General features: G+C 73.7%; 13 protein-coding genes. 5 read left to right on the top strand and 8 right to left on the bottom strand.

What is annotated here, in order from left to right; genetic code table 11:
* Window positions 1-48: 48 nt before the first annotated feature.
* On the bottom strand, window positions 49-2,178 hold the full coding sequence (gene fusA / locus C0216_RS17625) for an elongation factor G (protein ID WP_114056209.1): 2,130 nt from the start codon (window positions 2,176-2,178) through the stop codon (window positions 49-51).
* 966 nt (window positions 2,179-3,144) lie between these two features.
* Between fusA and C0216_RS17630 the strand changes: the two genes are divergently transcribed.
* On the top strand, window positions 3,145-5,232 hold the full coding sequence (locus tag C0216_RS17630) for a PIG-L family deacetylase (RefSeq protein ID WP_114056210.1): 2,088 nt from the start codon (window positions 3,145-3,147) through the stop codon (window positions 5,230-5,232).
* 95 nt (window positions 5,233-5,327) lie between these two features.
* On the opposite strand, the gene C0216_RS17635 is transcribed toward C0216_RS17630, so the two are convergent.
* The 4 genes from C0216_RS17635 to C0216_RS17650 form a co-directional block, all read right to left on the bottom strand.
* Window positions 5,328-7,859, bottom strand: coding sequence for a YfhO family protein (locus C0216_RS17635; RefSeq protein WP_114056211.1), 2,532 nt, complete (start codon window positions 7,857-7,859; stop codon window positions 5,328-5,330).
* A gap of 224 nt (window positions 7,860-8,083) precedes the next feature.
* Window positions 8,084-8,815: a metallophosphoesterase family protein gene (locus C0216_RS17640; protein WP_114056212.1), complete on the bottom strand. Its 732-nt coding sequence runs from the start codon at window positions 8,813-8,815 to the stop codon at window positions 8,084-8,086.
* The gene (locus C0216_RS17645) at window positions 8,812-9,087 is read right to left on the bottom strand and encodes a hypothetical protein (RefSeq protein ID WP_114056213.1); all 276 of its coding nucleotides are present in this window, start codon (window positions 9,085-9,087) and stop codon (window positions 8,812-8,814) included. The genes C0216_RS17640 and C0216_RS17645 overlap by 4 nt, the downstream gene beginning before the upstream one ends.
* Entirely contained in the window at window positions 9,084-9,683 is a 600-nt protein-coding gene (locus tag C0216_RS17650; protein WP_342777111.1) for a nucleotidyltransferase family protein, read from the bottom strand. The genes C0216_RS17645 and C0216_RS17650 overlap by 4 nt, the downstream gene beginning before the upstream one ends.
* A gap of 303 nt (window positions 9,684-9,986) precedes the next feature.
* On the opposite strand from C0216_RS17650, the gene C0216_RS17655 reads away from it, so the two are divergent.
* Both C0216_RS17655 and C0216_RS17660 read left to right on the top strand, forming a co-directional pair.
* Window positions 9,987-10,550, top strand: coding sequence for a hemerythrin domain-containing protein (locus C0216_RS17655; RefSeq protein ID WP_114056215.1), 564 nt, complete (start codon window positions 9,987-9,989; stop codon window positions 10,548-10,550).
* A gap of 139 nt (window positions 10,551-10,689) precedes the next feature.
* Window positions 10,690-12,063, top strand: coding sequence for an MFS transporter (locus C0216_RS17660; protein ID WP_246042597.1), 1,374 nt, complete (start codon window positions 10,690-10,692; stop codon window positions 12,061-12,063).
* Here the strand turns inward: C0216_RS17660 and polX are convergent.
* Both polX and C0216_RS17670 read right to left on the bottom strand, forming a co-directional pair.
* Entirely contained in the window at window positions 12,005-13,732 is a 1,728-nt protein-coding gene (gene polX / locus C0216_RS17665) for a DNA polymerase/3'-5' exonuclease PolX (protein WP_114056217.1), read from the bottom strand. The genes C0216_RS17660 and polX overlap by 59 nt on opposite strands.
* A gap of 377 nt (window positions 13,733-14,109) precedes the next feature.
* Window positions 14,110-14,988 carry an SDR family NAD(P)-dependent oxidoreductase gene (locus tag C0216_RS17670; protein ID WP_114056218.1) on the bottom strand — a complete coding sequence of 293 codons (879 nt, stop codon included), beginning with the start codon at window positions 14,986-14,988 and terminating at the stop codon, window positions 14,110-14,112.
* A 51-nt stretch (window positions 14,989-15,039) separates the two neighbouring features.
* Between C0216_RS17670 and C0216_RS17675 the strand changes: the two genes are divergently transcribed.
* Window positions 15,040-15,690 carry a TetR/AcrR family transcriptional regulator gene (locus C0216_RS17675; protein ID WP_216827095.1) on the top strand — a complete coding sequence of 217 codons (651 nt, stop codon included), beginning with the start codon at window positions 15,040-15,042 and terminating at the stop codon, window positions 15,688-15,690.
* Here the strand turns inward: C0216_RS17675 and C0216_RS34095 are convergent.
* On the bottom strand, window positions 15,665-16,036 hold the full coding sequence (locus C0216_RS34095) for a hypothetical protein (protein WP_216827096.1): 372 nt from the start codon (window positions 16,034-16,036) through the stop codon (window positions 15,665-15,667). The genes C0216_RS17675 and C0216_RS34095 overlap by 26 nt on opposite strands.
* Before the next feature lie 22 nt (window positions 16,037-16,058).
* On the opposite strand from C0216_RS34095, the gene C0216_RS17685 reads away from it, so the two are divergent.
* Window positions 16,059-17,195, top strand: coding sequence for a CapA family protein (locus C0216_RS17685; RefSeq protein ID WP_114056220.1), 1,137 nt, complete (start codon window positions 16,059-16,061; stop codon window positions 17,193-17,195).
* The last annotated feature ends 84 nt before the right edge of the window (window positions 17,196-17,279 follow it).

Genomic DNA, 17,279 nt, shown 5'->3' on the forward strand with positions numbered 1-17,279 from the left:
CGTCGGCCCCGCCCGCCGCGCTGGTGCGCGGCGGCCGGGGCCGGCGCGTCAGACGGCGAGGACCTGCGCCGCGACCGTCTCCGGCACCGGCGCGAGCCCCGCCGGCCGGGTCGTGAAGGTACCGCGGCCCTGGGTGCGCCCGCGCAGCCGGGACGCGTACCCGAACAGCTCCGCCAGCGGCACCACGGCCGTGACCGCCGTGGTCCCGGAGCGGCTCTCGGAGCCGGACACCCGGCCCCGACGCGACGCGAGGTCGCCGAGGACGGTGCCGACGGCGTCGTCGGGGACGGTGGCCACGACCTCGGCCACCGGCTCCAGCAGCCCCATCGCGCACTGCCGCAGCGCCGCCCGCAGCGCGGCCCGCCCGGCGGTGCGGAACGCCATCTCCGAGGAGTCCTTGGAGTGCGTCGCCCCGTCGGTGAGGGTGACCCGCAGGCCCGTCACCGGGTGGCCGCCCAGCGGCCCGTCGGCGAGCGCGTCCCGGCAGCCGGCCTCGACGGCGCGCACGTACTCCTGCGGCACCCGCCCGCCGACGGCCGTCGAGCGGAACTCGAAGGCCGTCTCGGGCCCGGCGGCCGCACCGTCGAGCGGCTCGACGTCGATGACGAGGAGCGCGAACTGGCCGGCGCCGCCGTCCTGTTTGACGTGCCGGTGGACGAGGCCCGCGACGCCGCGCAGCACGGTCTCTCGGTACGACACCTGCGGCCGGCCCACGGCGGGATCGAGCCCGTGGTCGCGGCGGATCTTCTCCACCGCGACCTCCAGGTGGAGTTCGCCCATCCCGGACAGCAGGGTCTGTCCGGTCTCGGCGTCGCTGCGCACGCGCAGCGACGGATCCTCCTCCGCCAGCCGGGCCAGCGCGGCTGCCAGCCGGCCGGTGTCGGTGCTGCGGCGCGCCTCGACCGCGACGGACACCACCGGGTCGGCGACGGCGGGCGGTTCGAGGAGCAGGGGTGCCTGCGGCGCGCACAGGGTCGTGCCGGCGCGGGCGGCCTTCGGCCCGACGACGGCGACGATGTCGCCGGCGCGCGCCTCGTCCAGCTCCGTGTGCCGGTCGGCCTGGACGCGCAGGATGCGCGCGACGCGTTCGGTGCGGCCGGTGCTGGTGTCCAGCACGGTGTCCCCCTTCCGCAGGGTTCCGGAATAGATGCGTACGAAGGTCAGGCGGCCGGTGGCGGTCACCGAGACCTTGAAGGCGAGCGCGGCGACCGGCCCGCCGGCGTCGGGGTGGCGCTCCTGCTCGGCGCCGTCCGCGGCGGTGCCCCGCACGGGCGGCATGTCGTCGGGCGACGGCAGGTAGGCGGCGACGGCGTCGAGGAGCGGCTCCACCCCGCGGTTGCGGTAGGCGGACCCGCACAGGACGACCGTGCCGGTGCCGTCGAGGGTCGCCGTCCGCAGGGCGCGGGCGACGGCCCCGTCGGTCAGGGTGCCGGTGGCGCAGAACTCCTCCAGGGCTTCCGGATCGAGTTCCGCAACGGCCTCCTCCAGCAGGCGCCGGCGGTGGAGTGCCTCGGCGCGAAGGCCGGGCCCGCCCTCGGTGTCCCACTCGGCTTCCGTGAGCGTCCGGCAGGTGTCGGAGCCGGGGGGCCAGAGCAGGGCGCGCATGCGGACCAGGTCGACGACGCCGGCGAAGCCGTCCTCCCGCCCGATCGGCAGCTGCACCGCGAGCGGGACGGCGCCGAGCCGGTCGCGCAGCGACCGGGCGGCCGCGTCAAGGTCGGCGCCCGCCCGGTCCATCTTGTTGACGAACGCGATCCGCGGGACTCCGTGCCGGTCCGCCTGCCGCCACACCGACTCGCTCTGCGGCTCGACGCCGGCGACGGCGTCGAAGACGGCAACCGCCCCGTCGAGGACGCGCAGGGAGCGCTCGACCTCGTCGGCGAAGTCGACGTGGCCGGGTGTGTCGATGAGGTTGATGCGGTGGCCCGCCCAGGCGCAGCTGACGGCCGCGGCGAAGATGGTGATGCCGCGGTCGCGCTCCTGCGCGTCGTAGTCGGTGACGGTGGTGCCCTGGTGGACCTCGCCGCGCTTGTGGACGGCGCCGGTGGCGAACAGGATCCGCTCGGTGACGGTGGTCTTGCCCGCGTCGACGTGGGCGAGGATGCCGATGTTGCGGACGGCGGCGAGGGAGGGACGGGTGGTGGCGGTGGTGGCGAGGGAACGCCGGCTGGTGCGCATGGCCCGGCCTTTCGGGTGGTGTGGCTGCATGGGCTGCGCGATTGCCTGACGCGTGGCGGGAGTTCGGCTCCGGATGCCTGCGGCATCACTTCCGGTTCCGTATCCGGTTCCGGATGCACTCCGGCGACGCCCCGTCCGGGCCGCGGACGGCAGCGCCGCGGTCGTCCGAAGACGCGCCGGGGCGGGGCGAGGTGGGGCGAGGTGGAGGGCGGACCGGGCCTGGGGCCCGGTCGGGCCGGATGCGAAGGGCCGGACCGGAACCGAAGGAACCGGACGGGGCTGGGCCCCGGTCCGGCGGGCCTGGCGGCCCCGCCGGACCGGAAGTGCGTCAGGACGTGCGGTGTCGGCCGCGCAGCGGACACCGCGCGGCCCGGGACACCGGGATCACGTCGTACCGGGACGGGAGAACGAAAACGACGGTGCACTGACGGCACATGGTCTGTTCCCCTTCTCTGCTCGGCGACGTGCGGACCGCCAACACGGCGGTGGCGGCGCCGCGTTGTTCGAGCGCGGCCCGCGGTGCGAGTCTAGGGAGGGAGGGCACGCCGTGGCACCCGATTTAGTTTCGCGTGATCTCCGTGAGGGTTCACCACGGCGCCCGAATCCCCCATCCGGCCGCGCCGCAGAGGGTGTCTCGTCCGCCCTGCCTCCGCCTCGCCGCGGCGGAGCCGCCGGGCGGCCCCTGCCGGTGCACCGCCGACGCGCCGCGATGGACACCTTCACCCAAAATCGGGCAAACATCCCAAGTCTTACAGAATTGCAGATTATGCACCAACTAGTTCATTCAAATCTTTCTTGCCCATACCAGACTTGACGGTGGGTCAATCAAACAGGCGTGTGCATAATCATGTCGGGTCACCACCGGAATCATTCATTCCGCAAGGCGGTGGGCCACCTTGCCGCCCACCCATCGACCCCTCCTGCCGGGCGGAGTTCTGCCGCTGGACCGACCCTCAAGGCGCGCCGATGCCCCTCCTCCGCAGCGCCCGTCCCGCTGTCCTGCTCGCGGTCCTCTCAGCCGGCACCGGCGGGGTGGTGGCCCTGGCCTACGGACACGGGACCGTGCAGCCTTCCGGCGAGAGCGTGACCGGCGGCTCCGTGCTCCACGTCGTCGCACACCCCGACGACGACCTCTTCTTCATGAACCCGGACCTGAGCCGCTCCATACGGGCCGGTTCCAAGGTGACGACCGTCTACCTCACCTCCGGCGAGTCCGACGGGCGGAACGAGGCCCACGGCCGGCACGTGAAGGATCCCGTGCGGCCCGCTGATCGCGCCTCGTACGCGGAGGCCCGGCAGAACGGCATCCGCGGCGCCTATGCGCAGATGGCGACGGGTGACCGCACGAGTCCGTGGGAGCGGACATCCGTGCCCACGGCCGGCGGCGGGTCAGCGGAGGTGGACGTCCTCGTCGCCGAGCCGCGGATCAACCTGGTATGGCTGCAGCTGCGCGAGGCCCGCAGTATCGACGGCGAGAACCCGGACAGCCTGCGGGGTCTGTGGAACGGGAAGACAGCCGCCCTGGGGGCCCAACTGACCTCGGGCACGCCGGTCAAGCAGCCGTTCTCCTATACCAAGGACCAGGTCGTGCGCACCGTCGCGGCGGTACTCGAGCAGTACAAGCCGACCACGATACGGCTGCAGGACCCGACACCGGGCCTGTGGGGGGAGAGCGGCAGGCTGGTCGACCACCAGGACCACATGTACGGCGCCCGCTTCATACAGGCAGCCACCGAGCGCTACGCGAAGTCGACGGACCGGCCGCACTTCTCGGTCCAGAACTACAGCGGCTACCTCAACACCTCCCTCCCCTCGACGCTCGACCCGCACACAGCCGAGGAGAAGCTCCGCTACCTCAAGACCTACGCCTGGCTCGACCACCAGGAGTGGTGCGGCAGCCCCGCGGGCTGCGGCGACCGCAAGACAGCCGCCCGACCCGCCGGTTACGGCTGGAGCCAGAGCATCCGCTACAGCCGCGGTGACAGCACTTCATGGGTGGCCGAAGGCGCCTCGGGCCGGCTGTGGGCCTTCGCCGTCCTCGACGGGCGGATGGCGTACTGGTCCCGCGGCGGCCCGCGGGCGGACTGGCAGGGGCCCGAGCTGCTCCCCGGCACCGGCATGGACACCGGCGCGACGGCGGTACGGCTGCCCGACGGCAGGATCGCGGTCTTCGGCACGCGCACCACGTTGGGCGCGGGGCCGCAGGACTACACCCGTGGCATCGTGTACGCCGTCCAGTCCTCGCCCGACGGCGCGTTCGGCCCGTGGCGGACGCTCGGCACTCCGGAGGCATCGGACGCGGAGGGCGCCTCGGCGATCAGCGGGCCTTCCGTCGCGGTGGACCGGACCGGCCGCATGACGGTATACGTGCGCGACGCGAAGCTCACGCTGCGCGCCCGGGCGCAGACCGCCCCGAACGGCCCGTTCGGACCATGGCAGGCGTTGGGGGGCGCCGATCTTCAGGGCGAGCCCGCGACTGCGATCGATGCGGAGGGCAGGCGCCACGTCTACGCGGCCACGAGCCGAACCGTGCTGGCCTGGGTCCAGCAGACCCCGGACTCCCCGCTGGAGGGCCCCCTGCCCACCGGGCTGCCACCGACCACGGTGCCGTTGTCGGTCTCCCCTGAGGGCGAGGGCGTCCGGCTGTTCTTCCGCCGCCCCGGCTCGGGTGCGGTCCGTACCGCTCTTGCCACAGCGGGCAGGCCGGCACCGCGTGTCTCCCCGCTCACCGAGGTCGGCGGCGGGGCGGGCTACGGCGCGGTGGGCGTCGCGGGCCCCCTGCTTGCGGGCCGCGGGGGGAGTGCGGGCACGATCAGTACGGTCGGAATGGGCGGAACAGGCGCAAGGGACGGCTCGGGCGGTGCCCCGGTCTGGAGCGAGTCCCGGATGCTGTACACGGGCGCCCCGGCGGGCTTGGTGGAGGCGTCTGGTGCAGCCTCGATCGCGGTCCTCGGCCTGGACGCCGACCTGCACGTCACCACGGCGCCGCCGGCCGCCTCGCAGCCTGGCGCCCCCCGCCCCCGCTCCCTGTGGCTTCCCGCGGTGCGCCGCTGACGCGCCTCAGCCGGGGCCGTGTCCCCCGGGCGTGTCCCGGGCGACGCAGCGCGGCCCCGTCGCACCGCCGCCCCGCCGCTCCCCCGGTGCGGTGGTCACCCACCCGGGTTCCTGCGGCGCGTACGCAGCGCACTGACGCCCGCCACGAGCAGCAGGACGGCGGCGGCAGCGGCACTGCCTGCCAGGCCGAGCCGCAGTCCCGGCGGGCGGAAGGCGCACCGGAGCGCGGTGGCGCCGCCGGCCAGGTCCACGGCGATGAGGCCGCCGAGTGTGCGTGGTGTGGTGGCCGGGCCCCCGTCGACCGCGCACTGCCAGCCCGCCGTCGCGGGTACGGAGACGACCGCGGTTCCCCTGGTTCCGGGGGCGAAGAGGGCTTCCAGCGTATGCCCGCCGCTGCGGAGGCGCTGCGGGCCGGTGGCCTGCAGGCGGGTGACGGCGTGGTCGAGCGCGGCGTGGTTCAGGCACCCGATCGGGTTCTCGGGAATGTACTGCCTGCGCCCCGAGAGGACCGTCAGGGTGATCGCCCCGTTCTCCGGTACCTTGCCCAGCGCGGTCAGGCCAAGGCGCGTCATGCTGTGGCGGCCGGAGCCCTTCACCGTCCGGCCCTGTGCCTCGACCCGGCCGAGGAACCACGGTGCGTACCAGTACGCCTCGGTGCCGGGTGTGCAGGGCGCGGTGAACGTGCGGCCGGAGCTGCCCTCCGGGTCCGAGGCCAGCGCCCAGCCGCGGCCGGCGACGGGTTCGGGGGGCGCACCGGTTGAGGGGCGGAGCCGGGGCACCTCGTAGACGCGGGCGCCGAGCACGCGTTCCTGGCGGGCGAAGACGGTGGCGTCCGTACCGGCGTGGTCGAGGATCGTGCCGGGAGGCCGGACGGTGACGATGGGTGGCGCCGGCACCGTCGGCCGAGTGAGGCCGCGGGAGCCCGCACTCCGGTCGGTGTAGCTGCTGATTCCCATGATCACTCGGCTGACGGGGTCGGTGAAGCTCAGCGTGTGCCGGCCTTGGATGTACCAGCCCGCGCCGAGCCGGTGCAGCGCTTCAGCGGTGCGTGCGGGCACGTAGCTGCTGTAGTAGGAACCGCCTTGTCCGGCAAGCAGCATGGGATCGTTGTTGGCGTACTCGTGGGGGCCGGGGTCGGTGCGGGTGACCGGCCAGTCGTCGGCCGACCTGAGGAGTTCGTACGTGGCCGCGGACTCGCTGTCGTACGTGCGCTTGGGCGTCCACCAGGCGTAGGCGTCGCGGAGGACCGTGGTGTTGAAGACCGTGTAGGCCGACGTGAGGAAGACCGTCACGGCCAGTGCCGCGGTCAGCGCGGCGCGCCGTCGGCGACGCCCCCGGTACCTGTCCCGCGTCAGCAGCAGTGCCAGGGGGACGAGGCCGGCGGCCGCCAGCAGCCACGGGCCGCGGGTCATGTGCGTGCTGTCCCGGACGGACAGGATCAGGACGAGCAGGACGCCCGCTCCGCACAGCAGTTCCCGGGGGCCGGGCTCACGCGCGAGCGCCAGCCACGCCGCGGACACCAGGACTGCGGTCAGGGCGAGGGAGGCGCGGTAGGGGCTGCCGTTCGGCATCGCCCCTCCGTGCCAGATCAGGATCGTGGGCAGCCACACGAACGAAGCTGCCATGGCAGCGATGAGGAAGAGCCAGCAGAAGCGTTCCCTGAGCGGCACCCGGCGGATGAAGGGCAGCGTGGCGACGAGCAGCAGGGGCAGCATGCCCACGGAGACGCGGGGTCCCTCGGACAGCCCACCCGGCAGCAGCTGCGCCAGGTAGTGGGCTGCGGTGGGTGGGCCTTGGTAGGTCCTCACCGGCGCCGGCTGCGCTGCGTGAGCCGCCTTGAGGCTGACCGCGAGTACGGGCGCGGTGAGGAGGACGCCGGTCAGGGTCATGGAAGCGGCGCGGAGCAGGCTGTCCAGCCGCTCCCGGCCTGTCCGCACGTCAAGGAACAGACGCACGAGCAGGACCAGGGCCATGCCGAGGGTGGCCATCGCCGCGGTGTAGAAGTTGCCTGCCCAGGAGAGGGCGACAAGAAGGGCGCCCGCCACCCAGCGCCGCCGGTGCAGGCACCAGTCGTAGGCGATGCCGACCAGGGGGAGCGCCACCAGACCCCACATCCACATGGGGTCTGCGAAGCCGTCGGAGATCGTCCACGCGCTCAGGCCGAAGCAGACGGAGAGGAGGGCCCGCAGCCATGGGGAGCCCGGGTGCAGTCGGCCCAGGAAGAGGGTCATGAGGGCTGAGGCAAGGCCGATGCTGAACAGGGTGACGAGGAACACCGGAAATTCCACGAGGTGGCGTGGAAAGCCCCCGACGAGCCAGGAGAACGGGTTCATCAGGTAGGTGAAGAAGTCGCTGAGGAAGGGTGTGCCGTATCCGCTCGACCAGTTGAAGTAGAGGTCGCCGGTCGTGTTGCCGTGCATCAGGTCCCACAGGTGGGCGTGGAACGGCACGAGCTGGTTGCCGAGGTCGTTGACGGCACGCGACCGCCCGCCGAAGGGGTAGGTGCCGTGCACGGCCATCGCGAGACAGTAGGCGCCCATGGACAGGAGCGCTGCGCACCAGGCGGCCGTGGTCTGAGCGGTGGGAAGACGGAACGGAACATGCGCCTTCGGGGAGGGGGACGTCATCTCGTGGGTACGCCCCCCGCGCGACGGCTCCCCGGTGGGCCACCCGACCTGAGGGCAGAGTTCCCCGGATGCTTCGGCTGGAGGTTGCGTTCTCGCACGTGGTGTCCTCTCGCGGGCACAACTGCGGCATGCGGAACGAAGCTAAACCGCGCCCTTCACCGCTGCCACGCAAGAGCCGCTGTTCGTGGGCACACCGGCACCCGGCGCCGCCGGCCCTCCGGCCGCTACCCCCCGCCCCCGTCCAGCCGGTACACGGCGAACGCCCGGCCGATCACCGGCATCGCCACGTTCCTGACGCGGACTCCGCCCTCCGTCATGCCGTGTTCCGTGCCGTGGTGGGCGTGCCCGTGGACCGCCAGGTGCGCGCCCACTTCGTCGATCGCCTCCGCCAGCAGGTGGCTTCCGAGGAAGGGGTAGATCTCCAGCGGCTCCCCCGCCAGGGTGTCGGGGACGGGGGCGAAGTGGGTCAGGGCGACCCGTACGTCGCAGCCGTCCGCGGCGAGTTCCGTCAGGGCGCCGTGCAGGGCTTCGGCGGCCTGGCGCGCCGTGCGGACGAACGCCTTCATCTCCGGCTCGCCGAACTCGCCCGCGCAGCGGCCCGCGAAGCCGCCGCAGAACCCTTTGGCCCCGGCCACGCCGACCTGGGTGCCGCCCGCGTCGATGCGTACGGAGTCGCCCTCCAGGACCGTCACGCCCGCTTCGCGGAGGACGTCGGCGACCTCGTCCTGCCGGTCGCTCTGGTAGTCGTGGTTGCCGAGCACCGCGACGACGGGGACGGGGAGGCCCTTCACCTCGCCGGCGACCACGGCCGCCTCCTCCGGGGTTCCGTGGCGGGTCAGGTCGCCGGCCAGGAGCAGCAGGTCGGCCCGTTCCCCGAGGGTGTCGAAGGCGGGCCGCAGCAGTCCTTCGGAGCCGGGCGCGAGGTGGATGTCGCCGACCGCGGCGATGCGCGTCATGGAAGGTCCTCCAGGTCGCCTTCGGAGGGTGGGAGCACTCCTGCGAGGCGGATGTCGTGCCGCCACTGGAGGCCGTCCAGTTCCTCGGCGGCGATGCTCAGCACCTGCTCGCGGCACGCGGCGGTGGTGACCGTCCCGGTCAGGACGGTGATGGGGCCGTGCAGGTCGATCTGGACGCCGAGTTCGGCGAGGTCGTCGCGGGCCAGGCGCTCGCGGAGGCGCTCGGCCCGGTAGGCGACGGGTTCGTCGTGTCGGCGAGCGGGCCCGTTCATGGGCGCGGCTCCTTCCCGGACGCCTCCGCCCGGTCGCCGTTCCGGCCGCCGCCCCGCTCGCGCAGCCGCGCCCGGGGCTCGATGACGTCGAGGTGTTCCAGGAGGTACAGGAAGGCGTCGGCGAGCGGCATGTCGCGGTACTCCCGGTCGAGTCGGACCCAGTCGATCCGCTCGCGCAGGACGCGGGCGACGGGCAGCAGGTCCCCGAAGTCGCAGTAGTGCTCGGTGAGGGCGGCGAGCCTGCCGTCCATCAGGTCCGTGGGAGCGAGGACGGGCATGTACACGGAGGCGACGGAGCGGACCTCGGCGCGGGCGAGCAGCTCCGCGCCCACCGGCCGCCGCGCGAGTTCGAAGATCAGGTCGATCTGCTCGCCGTCGGCGAATCCCTTGACCAGCCAGTCCTCGGACGACTCGCGCATCTCGATGCCGCCCTTGCGGAGTGCCGCGACGACTTCCTCGGCGTCCTCGGGGCGCACGCAGAAGTCCGTGTCGTGCTGGAACCGGGCGGGTGCTCCGTGGGCGAATGCGGCGACGCTGCCGGCGAGTGCGAAGGGTCTGCCGGAGGCCTTGAGCAGCGATGCGACGCGTTTGGTCACTTCCAGGATTGCGCCGGTGTGGTCTTGCGGCAGCTCACCGGTCTCGGTGGTTGGCGCAGGAACGTGATGGCTCATGGGTCGGCTCCCGGGTCGGCCGGTGGTCGTGAGCGCCTTCCCGTCGGCGGGCCCGGTCAAACCGGGTCCGCCGGTCGGCGCAGGGCCGTGCATGGTGCGGGGGCGGTGGGGCAAGCGCGGGTCTCCGGCGCAGGCCCCGCAGGGGGTCGGCGCCGCGTGCGGCCGCCGCCGCGTGCACGGCGCGGCGAGCCGGACGGCAGGGCAAGGACACGAGAGAGGAGCACGGCCATGGGACACGGCGGAGACGTCGTTCACGAGCTGACCGCCGACCACGACGAGGTGCGGGGCTTCTTCGCGGACCTCGCGAACGCCACCCCCGCCGAGGAGCGCCGCACCCTGGTGGACCTGCTGACGATCGAGCTGGTGCGGCACTCCGTGGCGGAGGAGGAGTACCTCTACCCGGCGGTACGCAAGCACGTGCCGGGCGGCGACGCGATCGCCGACCGCGAGATCGCGGACCACGCCCGCGTCGAGGTGGTGCTGAAGGAGCTGGAGGCGGTCGACGCCGCGGGGCCGGAGTTCGACCGGATGGTCGCCGACCTGCGGAACGAGGTGCTGGAGCACATCCGCGACGAGGAGGCGAACCTGTTCCCGGCGCTGCGGCGCGCCTGCGACAAGGAGGTCCTCCACGAGCTCGGGGACCGGATCCGGCTGGCGAAGAAGCTGGCGCCGACGCGGCCGCACCCGGGGAAGCCGTCGGAGCCGCCGGCGAACAAGCTGCTCGCGCCGGGGCTGGGCCTGGTCGACCGGGCGCGGGACTTCGTCTCCGGGCGCGGCCGGACCGGTTCCTGATCCGGGGCGCCCTCCCCGCCGCCAAGGGGCCGGTTCCCGGCCGGGCCCCTTGCCCCTGCCCTCACCCCTCTGCGCCTCCGTGTCTCAACATGCAGAACGATCTGTCTCGCATTACGGCCACAGGCCTACAGTGCCGGGTGTGGACACGCCAAGGATGACGCGCAGTTGGGCCATGCTCGCCCTCGGGACCTGCGGCCAGACCGCCAGTACGACGGCCCTGTACGGCCTCGCGTACCTGATCCCCGCGTTTCAGCGGGACCTGGGCGTCTCGCTTGCCGGCGCCGGCCTGCTGGTCTCGTGCCCGATCGCCGGGATCCTCCTCGGCCTGGTCGGCTGGGGCGCGGTCGCCGACCGGTACGGGGAGCGGCTGGCCCTGACCGCCGGGCTGTTCGCCGCCACCGCGGCGATGGCGGCGGCCGCTGCCGTCGCCGCCGGCGATGCCACCCTCCTGGGCCTGCTGCTGGTCGCGGCGGGCGCCGGCGGGTCGTCCGTCAACTCGGCGTCGGGGCGGCTGGTCATCGGCTGGTTCCCGCCCGGCCGGCGCGGGATGGCGATGGGGGTGCGGCAGGCGTCGCAGCCGGTGGGTACGGCGGTGGCCGCGGCGGCGCTGCCGCCGCTGGCCGACGGCGCGGGTGTGGGCGCGGCGTTCGGCCTGTGCGCGGTGCTGTGCGGGGTGACGGGCGCGGCCATCGCCGTGTTCGCCGTGGACCCGCCGCGCCCGGGCGGCCCGGGCGGCCCGGTGCGCCGGGAGCAGCCCGGCGGGCCCGTGCCCGTGTCCGTGTCCCGGGGCCGGGCGGTCGCGGCCCGGCCGCCGTCCCCGTACCGCCGCAGCGCCGGCGGCGGGCACCTGTGGCGGCTGCATGCCGTCGCGGCGGCGCTGTGCGTGCCGCAGTTCGTGGTCACGGGTTTCGCGCTGCTGTTCCTGACGCAGGAGCGGGGCTGGTCCGCCGCCGCGGCCGGGACCGTCCTGGCCGCGGTGAACCTGGCCGGGGCCGGGGTGCGGCTGCTGGCGGGGTGGTGGTCGGACGCGGTGGGCAGCCGGGTACGGCCGATGCGGTGGCTGGCCGTGGCGACGGCTGCGGACCTGGCGCTGCTCGCGGCGGGCGCCGTGTGGCCGTCGGCGGCGGGTACGGCGGCCCTGCTGGCGGCGTCGGCGCTGACGGTCAGCACGAACGGCCTGCACAACACCGCGGTCGCGGAGTGTGCGGGCCCGGACTGGGCGGGCCGGGCCCTGGGCGTGCACGGGACGGGCCAGCACGTGGCGATCGTGCTGGTGCCGCCGTTGGCGGGTGCGCTGATCACCGGCTTCGGTTTCGCTCCGGCGTTCGCGTCGGCCGCCTTGGCGGCCGTACTGGCGGTGGCCGTGCTCCCGAGGGCCGACGGGGCGGCCCGCTGGGCGGGCCCGGGCGCCGCAGCCCCGGGCACCGAAGCCCCCGGCACCGCGCCCGCCCCGCTCACCGGCGGCGCTTCTCCCTCAGGAAGCGGTGCAGCCGGCCCCACGGCCAGGCGTTGACGACGTCCTCCTTCGTCAGCCAGCCGCGCTGCGCCGTGCCCACCCCGTACCGCAGGTAGGGCAGGTGGACGGTGGCGTGGGCGTCGGTGTTGACGGCGAACTTCACGCCGTGGCGCTTCGCCCGCAGGATGTCCTCGTCGCAGAGGTCGAGGCGCTCGGGGTGCGAGTTGACCTCCAGGGCGGTCCCGGTGCGGGCGCAGGCCGCGAAGACGGCGTCGAAGTCGGCGTCGACGCCGGGCCGGATGCCGAGCCGGCGGGTGGTCGGGTGCCCGAGGACGGCGACGTACGGGTTCTCGCAGGCGCGGATGATCCGGCTGGTCATGGCCTCCCGGGTCTGCCCGAAGTGGGAGTGGACGGAGGCGATGCACAGGTCGAAGCCGGCGAGGAAGTCGTCCGGCCAGTCCAGGCCGCCGTCCGGGCCGATGTTGAGTTCGGTGCCGTGCAGCAGCCGCATGCCGCGGAGCGTGCGGTCGAGGGCGCGGAGCCGATCCCGCTGGGCGAGGGCCTTCTCCTTCGTCATGCGCTGCATGGCGAGGTCGGGGGCGTGGTCGGTGACCGCGTAGTAGGCGTAGCCGCGGGCGGCGGCCGCGGCGGCCATGTCCTCCAGGGAGGCGAGGCCGTCGGTGAGGTCGGTGTGGGTGTGCAGGTCTCCGCGAATGTCGCGTTCGGTGACCAGCTCGGGCAGTTCGCCGCGGAGGGCGGCGGCGATCTCCCCGCGGTCCTCGCGCAGCGCCGGGGGGATCCAGGGCAGGCCGAGCCGGGCGTAGACGTCCTCCTCCGTCTCGGAGGCGAGGTTCTCGCCGGTCTCGGCGTCGAAGAGGCCGTACTCGGAGAGCTTGAGGCCGTGGCGGGCGGCGAGCTCGCGGGTGCGGATGTTGTGGGCCTTGGAGCCGGTGAAGTACTGCAGGCCGGCGCCCCAGGAGGCGGGCGGCAGGACGCGCAGGTCGACCTGCACCCCGGAGGCGGTGCGGACGGAGGTCTTCTTCGCGCCGTGCGCGATGACCTCGGCGGTGGCGGGGAGGGCGGTGAGGGCCGCCATGAACGGTTCGGAGGTGTCGGCGGCGACGAGGACGTCGAGGTCGCCGATGGTCTCGCGCATCCGGCGCAGGCTGCCCGCGTACGTGCAGCGGACGCAGCCGGGGATGCGGGACAGCTCGGCGACGATCTCCTCGGCGAGCTCGGTGGCGGCGTCGAGGAGGATGCGGTCACCGGCCTGCCTGAGCAGGAGGATGCCGTGCCGGATGCTCTCCTCGGTGCGCTCGCCGAAGCCCTTGAGGTCGCGGAGCTTCTCGCCGCGCAGGGCCTCCTCCAGTTCCGCGACGGACGAGATGCCCAGGTCGCGGTGGAGGACGAGGGCCTTGCGCGGGCCCAGGCCGGGGATGCGGGTCAGTTCCCGCACGCCGGCCGGGACGGCCTCCCGGGAGGCCTCCACCTCGGGGATCCGGCCGGTGCGCAGGTACTCCAGCACCTTGTCGGCGATGGAGCGGCCGACGTGCGGGATGTCCATGAGGCCCTTGGCGTCGAGCTGCGCGATGTCGACCGGGTGGCCGCCGATGGCGCGGGCGGCCTTCTCGTAGGCGCGGGCCTTGAAGGCGTCCTGGCCGCTGATGGCGATCAGCTCGGCGTACTCCCGCAGCAGCGCCTCGACCCTGTCGTTGGCCCGGCTCATACCTCCAGGTTGCCCCCGCGGGGCGGGGCGCCGCCCGCCGGGGGCCCGGCGGGCGGCGGCGGGGGGCGGCACGCGGCGCGTCGGGCGGCCCCGGCCACGGGACTCCGGGCGTGGGGAGTTGAGGTACAGGAAATCCCGATGAGATTGATCTTGGTCTCCAGGCAGTCGCGTACGGCAGAGTACGGGCAGCCGGGGGTGGCACCAGGGGTGCTTGGCGGTGAAAGCCGTGACCCGTGGTCTGGCCGCGGGGCGACGCTCGTGCAGCGAGGCCGCGGCTTGACGCCCGGAGAGCCCTCGCCCCGGGCCGGAGGGAATGTCATCCGTTGGCTGTGAGCCCACCGGTGGCCGCACCACAGGGGACGGAGCTGTGCGTGGGGTTATCGTCGGCCGACGGCTCCCTTCGGGTAGTGGCGGCGCAGGTTGGCGGCGAGGACGCGGTCGAGCGTACGGTCGGACAGGAACCGGCCCAGGCTCATGATCAAGGCAGCATCCCGGCCGGCGGTGTAGCGGGTGCGCGGTCTGCGGGTTGTCACGGCCTTCGCGATCACCTGGGCGGCGGCGTCAGCGGTCAGGCCCGACGCGGTGCCCGAGGCCATCAACTTGTTGTTCGCTTGGACCAGACCGCCGTAGCGCTCGTCCTGCTCCGGCGTCATCTGGGCAGCCAGGTGGTTCGCTGTTGCGATCCCGCGGGCGGCGATCTCCGTGCGGACGCCGCCGGGCTCGACCACGACGACCTGTACGCCCAGCGGCGCGACCTCCCGGCGGAGTGAGTCGCTTACTGCCTCCAGGGCGAACTTCGCGCCGGCGTAAGCGCCGTATGTTGCCATGGCGTACCTGCCGCCGACCGAGCTGATGTTGATCACGCGGCCCTTGCTGCGCAGCAGGGCGGGCAGGAGTGCCTGAATGACGGCGATGTGGCCGAACAGGTTGACTTCGAACGCCTGCCGCCACTGCGCCATCGGCAGGACTTCGACCGGGGCGTTCACCTGGACGCCGGCGTTGTTCACGAGCGCGTGCAGCGCGCGCGGGTCTCCGGCGACCCGCGCGGCGAGTGCCTCCACGTGCGCGGACTTGGTGATGTCGAGGATGACGGGCTCGATGCCGGCGGATCGGATGGCGTCGGCGTCACGGTCGCGTCGCACGCCGGCCAGCACGTGGAAGCCCCGACGAGCCAGTTCGCGGGCGGCTGCCGCACCCATGCCCGTGGAGGCTCCGGTCACGACGACCAGCCTCTGTGTTTCAGATGACGTTGTCACCTTAGTGACGCTACCAGCACAGATGACACTGTCAACTGTATGATGCAGGTCATGGCCACTCGTGCGGAATCCGCCGCCCTCACCCGCCGCGCTCTGCTCGACGCGGCCGCCGACCTCCTCGACCTCGGCGGCCCCGAAGCCGTCACCCTGCGCGAGGTGAGCGCGCGGGCAGGCGTGACACGGGGAGCTCCGTACCGGCACTTCACGGGCAAGGACAGCCTGCTGACCGCCCTCGCGACCGAGAGCTGGGAACGGATCGCCGACCAGGTCCACACCCTGCGGACCGATCCGGCCCTGTCGGGCTCCGACAAGCTGCGCGGTGCTCTCCGCGCCCTCATCGGCGTCGGCCGGGACCAGCCTCACCTGTACCAGATGTTGTTCAGGCGCCACGGACACCGTCCTGAGGAACTTGGTGAAGGACTCGATCGCGTCCGACGCCGGCTGTGCGCGCCGGCGGGCGCCCCAGCCGCAGACCGCATCCGCGCGGCCGGGCGCTTCCAGGAAGAGTTCCTGATCATCGTCACCGACCTCGTCGGGGAGCGGAACGCCAGGCACTACGGCGCCCTGCTGCTCGCCAGCGCCCACGGCATCGCTGACATGGAACTCACCGGCCACTTCAGCACAGACAGCCTGCGCACCACCTCCGACGAGCTGGTCGACACCCTCGTCCGCATGGTCACGGACGCCGGCGAGACGACATAGCAGCGCCCACGCCCCGTCGAGGGCGGGCGAGCGCTGCCGGGGTCAGCTGTTTCAGGTCTGTGGCCAGCGGGTTCGCCTGATGTCGACGCCGAGAAGGTCCAGCAGATGCAACTGGACGCCGCATGGCGGGGAAGTCCTCGTCGTGGCCGGCTTCGCGGTAGGCGCCGTGCACGGACATGCCGGTCATGTCCCAGTGCAGCCGGGAACAGTCGATGCCGGACTCGGCGATCGCGGGGGCTCCGACAGTACCGGCCGGCATCTCCGGATGCAGGGCGATCGCGTCCAGGGCGCGGGCCGGCCGATCGTCGTTGAACAGGTCCGCCTCGATCCCGAATACCCTCTCCACCGCCGGGGACTAGCCTGGAGGCATGGGTCGCGGTCCGGTCACCCTGGCGCTGTGCGGTGACGTCATGCTGGGGCGCGGTATCGACCAGATCCTGCCGCACCCGGGCAACCCCGCCCTGCGCGAGGGCGGGATGGCGGACGCCCGCGGGTACGTGGCCCTGGCGGAGGCGGCGCACGGCCCGCTGCCCGCCCTGCCGGTCGGGTTCGGCTGGCCGTGGGGCGAGGCACTGGCCGCTCTGGACGGGGCGGCACCGGACGCGCGGATCGTCAACCTGGAGACGGGGGTGACCCTGAGCGGGGACTTCGCGCCGGGCAAGGCCGTCCACTACCGGATGCACCCGCGGAACCTGCCCTGTCTGGCGGCGGTGCGCCCGGACGTGTGCGTGCTGGCGAACAACCATGTCATGGACTTCGGCCGGCGGGGGCTGCGCGAGACGCTCCGCGTCCTGGCCCGGGCCGGGCTGCGGACGGCGGGTGCGGGGCGGGACGGCGAGTCCGCGGGGCGGGCGGCGGAGGTCCCCCTCGGCGGCGGCCACCGCCTGACGGTCCTCGCGTTCGGGATGCCGTCCAGCGGCATCCCGCCCGAGTGGGCGGCGACCGGCCGCCGGGCGGGCGTGGCGTACGTGGACACGCCGGACGGTCCGGCCGCGCGCGCCCTGGCCGAGCGCGTCCGGGAGGAGAAGCGGCCCGGCGACATCGCGGTGGTGTCGGTGCACTGGGGCTCCAACTGGGGGTACGGGGTCCCCGCCGGCCGGGCCGCGTTCGCCCGGGCCCTCGTGGACGCCGGCGCGGACGTCGTGCACGGCCACTCCTCCCACCACGCGCGGCCGCTGGAGCTGTACCGGGGGAAGCTGATCCTGCACGGCTGCGGCGACTTCGTCGACGACTACGAGGGCATCGGCGGCTACGAGCGCTACCGCGACGACCTGCGCCCGCTGTACCTGGCCGCCCTGGACCCGGACACGGGGCGGCTGGAGAGCCTGCGCATCACCGTGTTCCGGCCGCTCGCCCTGCGGCTGCACCGGGCCCCCGCCGAGGACGCCGCCTGGCTGCGGGAGCTGCTGGAGCGCACCGGCCGGGGGCTGCGTACGGCGGGCGGAGGCGGGGACGGGGGCGGGGGCGGCGGGGATCCGGCGTCCTGGACCTTCGTACCGGCGTGAGCCCGCCGCCCGCCCAAGTGGTTTACGGCCAAGGTGACTTGGCGGGCGTACGGTCCTCGGCCAGTCGGCCGCGGGGGCGGGCGG

The sequence above is a fragment of the Streptomyces globosus genome, assembly GCF_003325375.1.
In the GTDB taxonomy this organism is placed as follows: Bacteria; Actinomycetota; Actinomycetes; order Streptomycetales; family Streptomycetaceae; genus Streptomyces; species Streptomyces globosus_A.